Raw genomic sequence first — 8894 nt, forward strand, 5'->3', positions numbered from 1 at the left:
TGAAAACGCTGTTGTCGCGTCTATCAGAAGCTGGCCGGAATACACAGGAGAAGTAAGCGGTTATACTTATATAGGAGAAGCAGGAGATATTGCCAATGCACGCTTTGGTTATGCAGGATCCGATCCTTACAGCATGGAAGATTTCAGAAATGTTGACAATACAATGTTCAACTATGAAATGATCGCAGATCGCTGGGAATTATGGGGAATCACACCAGATAAAGAGGTGTCCTTCCACTGCGGAACCGGCTGGAGAGCAAGTGAAACCTATTTTTATGCGTATGCATTAGGCTGGGAGGACATTCATGTATATGACGGAGGCTGGTATGAATGGCATAAAATTGCCGACAGTCCGAGAAAAGCTGACGGACTTCCGGATGATGCACCAGAACAGGAACCACAGGAATATTTTATTGTTTCAGAATAAATGGCATTGCCCCTTGTACACCAACGCTATACTTATCGAAAAAGCCTATATTAATATGTCATAAATCTATAAACAATTCTGACAATTCACTTGAATGGAAAAGAATAACCTTTTATAATTCTTATAAACCGAAAGATAAGGAGGAAAGGTTTTATGAAAAAAAGAATTGTGGCAATTTTAATGGCGGCTGCTATGGCATCCGCAATGATTACAGCATGTGGATCAGAAGAAACACAGACAACTTCAGAGGAATCTACAGATTCCGAATCAGGCAGTGAAAGTACGGAAGGGGATTACCAGTATGTGTCTGCCGCTGATGCTGTGTCTGCAGCAAAAGAGGGAGGGACTCATGTATTGGATGTTCGCGAATGGAACAATTATGTGAGCGGAAGAGTAGTAAATTCTGAATGGTGTCCGATTTTCCCTCTGGAAGATGACTCTCTTGTAGAGACAATGACTGCCTATGCAGAAGAAAACTTTGGAGATGACGAAGATATTTATATTATCTGCAACAGCGGACAGCGTGGAGCACAGAAGGCAACAGGTGTTCTGGAAGATGCAGGTATTGACGCTTCCCGCATTTATACAGTAGAAGGCGGGGCGGAGGCTCTGGCAGAGGAGAGTGGCGCGCTTACTACAAATCGTACGGAGGATAGTATTGAGTGGCAGTATGTATCCGGTGCGGAAGCAGTGGAAGCCGTTGGAAATGAAGACATTCAGATTCTGGATGTAAGAGACGATGATACATATGCGCAAGGGCATCTGGAAGGTTCATTGCAGTGCAATCTGAAGGAGATTGAGGATGCAGATGCACAGACTGCTCTCTATGAAATGGCTACATCAGAGATGGATCCGGAGAAACCGGTATATCTTCTGTGCTACAGCGGAAATAACTGTGCAAAGACCGGTATTTCTGTACTGAAAGATGCAGGATATGATGTATCCAATCTTTATATTATTGAAAACGGAGCAAAAGATGCTGATGTAGCGGCTGCTTTTGTGACAGAGTAGTATTAATTTGGGACGTAACACTTTTAAAGTTTGTTACGTCCCAAATTGCATTAAACGGTGTCCCAAATTGCGATTAAGGGTGGGTTTTTTTGAGTTCCTGATATAATCTTGCGATGGGAAGCCCCACGACGTTATTGTAATCGCCGCGGATTCCTTTTACATGAACCGCGAATTTTCCCTGGATCCCATAAGCGCCGGCTTTATCCATAGGATCGCCGGTAGCAATATAGCTTTTCAGATCTTCTCTTGAAATGGGATAAAAAGTAACTTCTGTACATTCGCAGAAGCTGCAGGTATGATACCTGCCGCCTCGGCGGGATAGAAGGGAAACTCCGGTATATACCTGATGTGTACGATCTGAAAGCATGGAAAGCATGTCCATAGCTTCCAATTCATCTTCAGGTTTTCCGAGAATTTCGCCCCGATAAACAACCACTGTGTCAGCGCCGATAACGGTAAAATCTCCGTCAAGAGAGGGAACCAGTTTTTTGTAAACATCATCTGCCTTTTGAAAAGCCAGATCCATGACTGCTGCCGCAGGATCCTCCACAGTGATTTTTTCATCCGTATCTGACGGGTAAACTTCAAAGTCTATTCCTGCCTGTTTCAAAAGTTCTTTTCGGCGGGGTGATGCAGATGCAAGTATGTATTTCATCATATTTTCAACCTCGTTCTTTCCTGTTTTTCGAAAAAATTCTTCCGGCCCTTGTTCTTGCCAACGGAAGAGTTGTCCTCTATAATGTCTATTATAAAATAAAAATGAAAGGGAGGGAATACCCTGTGTATATCAGTGAAATTACGACAACAGTGCCTGACAATGTAAAAGAAAGAGCGCCGCTGGAACAGGAAGTGTATAAGGTTTTTACAAAACTGGGAATTAAATTTGAGCGGGTTGACAATGATGCGGCTTCCTCCATGGAGGAATGTGCCGAAATAGGAGAAGTGCTTCAGGCGCCGGTCCGCAAGGACGTTTTTTTGTGTAATCAGAAGAAGACGTCATTCTTTCTGCTTTTAATGCCGGACGATAAAGCCTTTGATACCGCATCTTTCAGCAAAAAGCTGGGAGTTTCTCATATGTCTTTTGCACCGCCGGAACTCATGGAAAAGCATATCGGATGTACGCCGGGATCAGCCAGTGTAGTGGGGCTTTTAAATGATGAAGATGACTATGTGCAGCTGATTATTGATAAGGAAGTGGCGGAAGCGGAGTGGTTTGTCTGCAATACCGGTATCAATACAACCCATCTGAAATTTAAGACTCAGGATCTGCTGAAAAAATTCCTGCCTTATACCCATCACAGACCAAGGATCGTTGATCTGTAGAAAACAGGCAATCAGTTTTTAAAAAGAAAAGAGGCAGAGCCGGTACAAAGGCAGCGAATATTCCCAATATTCATATTTGCCTCTTTGTACCAGCTCTGCCTTTTATAATGTTACCTTTACTTCCATACCGTTCACTTCCACCTGATCATCTACAGGGATCACAAGGCATTTCCGCCCGTCGATCATCTGAATATCTACCAGATCTGTGCGTTCAGGATTCACGTTAATGACAATGTCCGGCGTCCTGATGTTAAATTTCTTTGTATTTGTCAGATTGGAGGCAAGAAGAGAAGTTTTGGCCCCCACAGTCTCGTCAAAGTCTTTTTCGAAATCTTCCAGCTTTTCATCCGGCACACCGCTTAAAGAAAAAAGGCGTTTCATTTCCTGTTTCCCCAGTTCAAGAGGTTCCTCCGCCTCCTTATTTTCTTCGATTAAAGTATTGAGATTTTCATGGATGTTCCGTATGACAGTATATTCACAGTCATCCCCCAGCGTTTCTTCAATGACAGCCTGGAAAGATTCCTTCTGGCATCCGGCGCTCATCACTTCTGTGCAGCCAAGTACCTGTTCAAGGAAGGTATCCTGAAGTTCTTCCGGTTTTTTAGAGTAGTACAGGACGCTATGTATGTCATCGGCCCGGTCATGGAAGGCAGGAAACAGAAAACCGTTCGCCGGTACATTGACGATCCAGTCCCGGATACGATCCTCAATGCTGTTGTGCTCTGCATTGTAACACAGTCCGGCTTTGGAAAGATTTACCGGGCAGATGCTGCAGAGAATATAATCGTAGACGGAATCTGAAGCATCAAACATTTCCGTTCCGTCGGAAGCTTTTCCAGGCACATCGTAGGCGGCATGGATCAGCAGGATAAGATAGTGTTCGGCAAAGTCATAGTTCTCGATCACTTTGTCATAGAACTCAGAAAGAAGCATATCGTCCGTCAGACGGCTGTCCCGAAGCTGCAGCAAAAATTCCTGAGTTCCGCCGCTTTTTTCCTGTTCCAGCGGGAATTCCATGTTGATGAGATTTTTTCCGACAGTGCCGGAGAGAGTCTTTTTGAAAAGATCAAAATATTTAAAAGCTTCCTCTTCCGGCAGAGAGAGGAACGCCTCTTTAAATTCCAGTTTCTTTTCCTTGTCCCCGTCCACATAGCAGCCGCAGAGTCTTGTGATCGCACAGTTCTGAGGTGAGAATTGTTTACGGATTTCAAGGACTTCCTTTTTATTCATATACAAAACCCCTTTTCATTTACCTGTTTTTCCCCCATGTACGGGGAAAATGACAGGAATAATCTTAGCATATTGAAGGTGAATTTACAATATATTGTTAACAGACGACTAGGCTAAGGAGAGGTAAGAATGAAAAGAGTCCTGGCAGCGCTGGTATGTGCTTTTTTGCTCATACAGCAGGCAGGAGAAGTCCAGGCGGCAGGTATCCTGCAGTTTGAAGAAGAAACGGATGCGATACAGAATACAGAGAATACAGAAGCAAAAAAAGATAAGGTAAGCGCTCCGTCGGCGCTTCTCATGGAAGCATCCACCGGGAAAGTGATTTATGAAAAAAATGCAGATGAGCAAAGGCATCCTGCAAGTGTAACAAAGATTATGACCCTTCTTCTCATTTTTGATGCATTAGAAGAGGGGAAGATCTCTCTGGAGGACAAAGTAACGGTCTCAGAGTATGCGGCCTCTATGGGAGGATCCCAGGTGTTTCTGGAACCGGGAGAAGAGCAGACTGTCGATACGATGATCAAATGTATTGCCGTAGCCAGCGCAAATGACGCTTCCGTGGCCATGGCGGAATTTGTCTGGGGAAGCGAGGAAGAATTTGTAAAACATATGAATGAGAGAGCGAAGGGCCTGGGCATGGAAAATACCAGCTTCGTAAATTGCAATGGTCTGGACACAGAAGGGCATCTGACAACAGCAAGAGATATTGCTCTGATGTCAAGAGAATTGATTCTTACATACCCGCAGATCCGGGATTACGTCACGATATGGATGGAAAATATTACTCATACAACGGCAAAGGGTGCCAGTGAGTTCGGGCTTGCAAATACGAACAAACTAATCCGGCAGTACGCCTATGCTACCGGGCTGAAAACAGGCTCCACAGGGGAAGCCGGATTTTGCATGTCAGCGACAGCTGAAAAAAATCAGATGCAGATGATAGCGGTGGTCATGGGAGCCAAAGATTCCAAGTCAAGATTTCAGGATGCAGTTACACTTTTGGATCACGGATTTGCATCCTGTGTCAAGTATACGGATGACGGTCTGGAGGGAATGAAACCGGTAAAAGTAGAAGGAGGGATGAAGGATCAGGTGCCAGTGAAGCAGAAAGAATCGTTCTCTTATATTGATACAGAAGGGGCAGATCTGACAGCGATTGAAAAGGATTACCAGACAGTTGAAAAGTTAAAGGCTCCTGTAAAGACAGGAGAGAAGGCAGGAAGCGTTGTCTATAGGCTGGAAGGGAAGACGATTGGAAGCATTGATGTTATTACAGTGGAAAATGTCAGAGAAGCGACTTATACAAGTATACTTGAAAAGGTTTTGAAGTCATTTTTTATCGGATAAACTTTACAATTGCCGGGGAATAATTATATAATCAGTATACATATATCATTCAATACACAGCGCCAGCAAAAGGAGAAAAAGGTTTTGGGCGTTTTTCTCCTTTTTGATTGCGCACTGATATTAGGGAAAACGGCAAAGGAGAGATTAAAATGAAACTTGCATCAATGATCGATCATACAATACTGAAACCAGAAGCAGGCAAAGAGCAGGTGGAAACAATATGCCGGGAGGCCAGGGAGTATGGTTTTGCATCTGTATGTGTAAATTCATCCTATGTACCACTGTGTGCAGAACTTTTAAGGGATACTGAAGTTAAGGTATGTACAGTGATCGGATTCCCTCTGGGGGCAATGTCAACGGCGGCAAAAGCAGCGGAAGCCCGCCAGGCTATTTTTGACGGAGCGGAAGAACTGGATATGGTCATTCATATCGGGATGCTGAAAGATGGGAACAATGAATATGTAGAGCAGGATATTCATTCTGTCGTGGAAGAAGCCAGAGGGAAAGCAGCTGTGAAAGTGATCATTGAAACATGCCTGCTTTCGGAAGAAGAGAAAGTAAGAGCCTGCCTGCTGGCGAAAAAGGCGGGAGCAGATTATGTGAAAACGTCCACCGGATTCTCTACAGGCGGTGCTACAGCAGAGGATATTGCCCTTATGAAGAATACGGTTGGAAAGGACATGAAAGTAAAGGCTTCCGGAGGAATCCGCACCAGGGAAAAGGCGGAGGAAATGAGAAAGGCGGGAGCTGACCGGATTGGTACAAGCTCTGGAATTCGGATTGTGGAGGAAATGTGATGAAAAACTTCCTGGCAGGAGCAACGGTGGCATGCATCCTGGCAAGTGCGGAGATACTTCGGGAGCTTCACACTTTTGAGGTGCGCCATTACAGTATTCCTCTTCCAAAAATGAAAAAAGAAGAGAAAAGAAAAGTTTTGTTTTTGACAGATCTTCACGGGAAAGAGTACGGAAAAGAGAATAGAAGACTGATAAAGAAAATCCGGGAAGAGAAGCCGGACTATATACTCATCGGCGGAGATATGCTGACAAGGACAAAAAAAGAAACAGAGCAGAAAGCTTTACGACTTTTTTCTCATCTTGCCGGTATTTGCCCGGTCTATGCGGCAAACGGAAACCACGAACAGAAAATGAAAGAGAACCTGGAAGATTATGGAAGTCGTTATGAAAAATACAAAGAAGCGGTAAAAAGTACAGGGGTGCATCTGCTGGAAAACGATTCCGTCAGCCTGCATTTTGGGGAACAGCCGGTAAAAGTCACCGGTCTGGAGATCCCTCTGTCCTGTTACAGCCGGGTGAAGAGGGAGGAGCTGCGGATTTCACAGATTTCAGAGAGAGTCGGAGTATCTGAAAAAGAAGAATACCAGATTCTGCTTGCCCATAATCCGGCCTTTATCTCACAGTATTGGGAGTGGGGGGCAGATCTTGTGCTGTCCGGACATCTTCATGGAGGAATCGTCCGAATCCCGGGAATCGGCGGCGTTATTACGCCGCAGTTTAAGCTGTTCCCAAGATATTCCGGAGATATGTATCAAAAAGACGGACATATTTCCGTTGTCAGCAAAGGGCTTGGGACCCACACGGTCAATGTCCGTCTCTTTAATCCGGCAGAACTGACTGCCGTTACTTTTTATGGAAGCAAGTCCCCGGATTAAGGGGTGTGTACGCGAAAAACGCCTACGCCAAGAGCGCCCGGGCCTGTATGACAGCCGATGCTCATAGTGAGAGGGTAGTGGACAATTTCCATGTCCGGGAAATATTCCTGGAAACGCTGCTTCCAGGAGGCGAATTCCTCCTCCGGCATGAGAGTTTCGGCCATGCCGACTTTTAAAAGTCCTTTCTCTTTCAGAGGAAGAAAACGGGTATCCATATCGTGCTGTACTGCTTTGCACATGGTGCGGAAAGCGGACTTCATTCCCCGTACTTTGGCAAAAGCATCCAGCTTGTCGCCTTGAATAGTAAGAACGGGCTTCAGATTTAATACAGTTCCAATCGCGGCAGCGGCAGGGGTGACTCTGCCGCCTCTTTTCAGATATTCCAATGTATCTACTGCAATGTAGATACTGGCATCCAGGGATTCCCTCTCAAGTGTTTCCTGAATCTGCCTGCCGGATAATCCTTCAGCGGCAAGATCACAGGCGTCCAGAACAGACTGCATCTGCGTGACGGAAATCCGATGATTATCCACCACATGTACCCGCCCTGCAAAAGGTTCGTCAGAAGCCAGCATAGCTGCATTTGCGCAGGAATTGGAAAGTCCGCTGGACATGGGGATATACACGATTTCATCATAGGATTTCAGGAGGGCTGTCCACATACTGATCACATCCCCCGGAGAGGGAAGGGATGTGCTGACTTTGGAACCGCCGGAAAGTTTCTGGTAAAACGTATCCGTTGTGATACTGGTTCCTTCAAAAAAGATCTCTCCGTCAATTAGTACGGGCATAGGAATAATATGAATATTCGGGCGGGGTTCACTGCCTGGCATAATTCCACAGTTACTGTCCGTCATGATTGCTATTTCTGACATAAAAATCTCCTTTTGACTGTAATCTTAACAGGTGTTAAAATTATAGCAAAACGTATATGGAATCTCAATTGACAAAACCTGCTATTTGTAAGTTATTTATACAAAATAAGGAAAGTGTAAAATGGAAGACAAGCGAATCACAAAAACAAAAAAGAATTTAAAATATACATTAGTTGATATGCTGGCAGAGCAGCCTTTTGAGAAGATCACCATTACTGAGCTCTGCAGCCGCACAGAAATCAGCAGGATTACTTTTTACTCTCACTATAGTGATAAATATGCCCTTGTGGATGAGATGTTTCAGGATATGATAGTTCTCGGGACAAAGGAATATGAAAAAAAGCAAAATGAAACGAATCCTGACCGTAATGAAATAAAGAGCTACTGCAATATTCTGGATAGTATCCTGGATATATATTATGGAAATTTTGATTTTTTCCGTCACACAGCTCCGGATAAAAACCCTTATTTGGCTTTCGCGCTTTATAGTATTATTCTGGAAACAGTGGAAGGACATACAAGGCGGATGGAATCGCGTACGCCCTTGAAATATTCCGCGAAAAAGATTGCGGGATTTCTTTGCTATGGAATGATCGGATTTATTAACGAAAGTCACGAAGAAAAGGTTCCTGTAGAACAGATACGGGAGGAGGCAAGGGAACTGCTGGTAGGAGTCCTGGGTTCGAAAGCCCTGATTCGCCTGTAGAAAACAGAGGGAGATTTTCGCCAGGAGAAAAAGATATTGTATAAAGACAAAAAGTCCGATATAATAGGATGGTTAGAAAAAGGGCGGAGGATTTATGGGTATACCGGTTAAGCTTCAGGTGTTTGAAGGTCCGCTTGACCTTCTCCTTCATCTGATTGATAAAAATAAAATAGATATCTATGATATACCGATCGTGGAGATCACCAATCAGTATATGGAATACATTCGGGCTATGGAAAAGGAAGATTTGAATGTTATGAGTGAATTTCTCCTCATGGCAGCTACTCTCCTGGACATCAAATG

At 44.3% G+C, this 8894-nt stretch carries 11 protein-coding genes; 8 read left to right on the plus strand and 3 right to left on the minus strand.

Annotated elements, in window-relative coordinates; all coding sequences use genetic code 11:
- Together WJ238_RS09560 and WJ238_RS09565 are read left to right on the plus strand one after the other, a co-directional pair.
- A partial coding sequence (locus tag WJ238_RS09560) for a sulfurtransferase (protein ID WP_337606796.1) occupies window positions 1–427 on the plus strand: 427 nt, incomplete at its 5' end.
- A gap of 153 nt (window positions 428–580) precedes the next feature.
- Window positions 581–1438: a rhodanese-like domain-containing protein gene (locus WJ238_RS09565; RefSeq protein WP_256193596.1), complete on the plus strand. Its 858-nt coding sequence runs from the start codon at window positions 581–583 to the stop codon at window positions 1436–1438.
- Window positions 1439–1511: 73 nt separating this feature from the next.
- Here the strand turns inward: WJ238_RS09565 and WJ238_RS09570 are convergent, their stop codons facing one another.
- Window positions 1512–2093, minus strand: coding sequence for a Maf family protein (locus WJ238_RS09570; RefSeq protein WP_337606803.1), 582 nt, complete (start codon window positions 2091–2093; stop codon window positions 1512–1514).
- Between the two features lie 125 nt (window positions 2094–2218).
- Here WJ238_RS09570 and WJ238_RS09575 point away from each other — a divergent pair, with 125 nt between their 5' ends.
- Window positions 2219–2761, plus strand: coding sequence for a prolyl-tRNA synthetase associated domain-containing protein (locus tag WJ238_RS09575; protein ID WP_230106026.1), 543 nt, complete (start codon window positions 2219–2221; stop codon window positions 2759–2761).
- A 102-nt stretch (window positions 2762–2863) separates the two neighbouring features.
- Here WJ238_RS09575 and WJ238_RS09580 read toward each other — a convergent pair whose 3' ends face one another.
- Window positions 2864–3991, minus strand: a complete 1128-nt coding sequence (locus tag WJ238_RS09580) for a DUF4317 domain-containing protein (protein ID WP_337606797.1) — start codon at window positions 3989–3991, stop codon at window positions 2864–2866.
- Between the two features lie 129 nt (window positions 3992–4120).
- Here WJ238_RS09580 and WJ238_RS09585 point away from each other — a divergent pair, with 129 nt between their 5' ends.
- The 3 genes from WJ238_RS09585 (at window position 4121) to WJ238_RS09595 (ending at window position 7010) form a co-directional block, all read left to right on the plus strand.
- Entirely contained in the window at window positions 4121–5338 is a 1218-nt protein-coding gene (locus tag WJ238_RS09585; RefSeq protein WP_337606798.1) for a D-alanyl-D-alanine carboxypeptidase family protein, read from the plus strand.
- Window positions 5339–5487: 149 nt separating this feature from the next.
- The gene (gene deoC / locus WJ238_RS09590) at window positions 5488–6135 is read left to right on the plus strand and encodes a deoxyribose-phosphate aldolase (RefSeq protein WP_337606800.1); all 648 of its coding nucleotides are present in this window, start codon (window positions 5488–5490) and stop codon (window positions 6133–6135) included.
- Window positions 6135–7010 (plus strand): metallophosphoesterase, encoded by an 876-nt coding sequence (locus tag WJ238_RS09595; protein WP_337606801.1) that lies wholly within the window; start codon window positions 6135–6137, stop codon window positions 7008–7010. Before deoC ends, WJ238_RS09595 begins: the two co-directional genes overlap by 1 nt.
- Here WJ238_RS09595 and WJ238_RS09600 read toward each other — a convergent pair.
- Window positions 7007–7885, minus strand: coding sequence for a DegV family protein (locus WJ238_RS09600; protein ID WP_316268983.1), 879 nt, complete (start codon window positions 7883–7885; stop codon window positions 7007–7009). The genes WJ238_RS09595 and WJ238_RS09600 overlap by 4 nt on opposite strands.
- 121 nt (window positions 7886–8006) lie before the next feature.
- Between WJ238_RS09600 and WJ238_RS09605 the strand changes: the two genes are divergently transcribed.
- Window positions 8007–8591: a TetR/AcrR family transcriptional regulator gene (locus WJ238_RS09605; protein WP_230106032.1), complete on the plus strand. Its 585-nt coding sequence runs from the start codon at window positions 8007–8009 to the stop codon at window positions 8589–8591.
- A gap of 94 nt (window positions 8592–8685) precedes the next feature.
- On the plus strand, window positions 8686–8894 hold a 209-nt coding region (locus WJ238_RS09610; RefSeq protein ID WP_337606802.1), incomplete at its 3' end, for a segregation and condensation protein A.

The sequence above is a fragment of the Claveliimonas sp. genome (assembly GCF_037273965.1).
In the GTDB taxonomy this organism is placed as follows: Bacteria; Bacillota; Clostridia; order Lachnospirales; family Lachnospiraceae; genus Claveliimonas; species Claveliimonas bilis.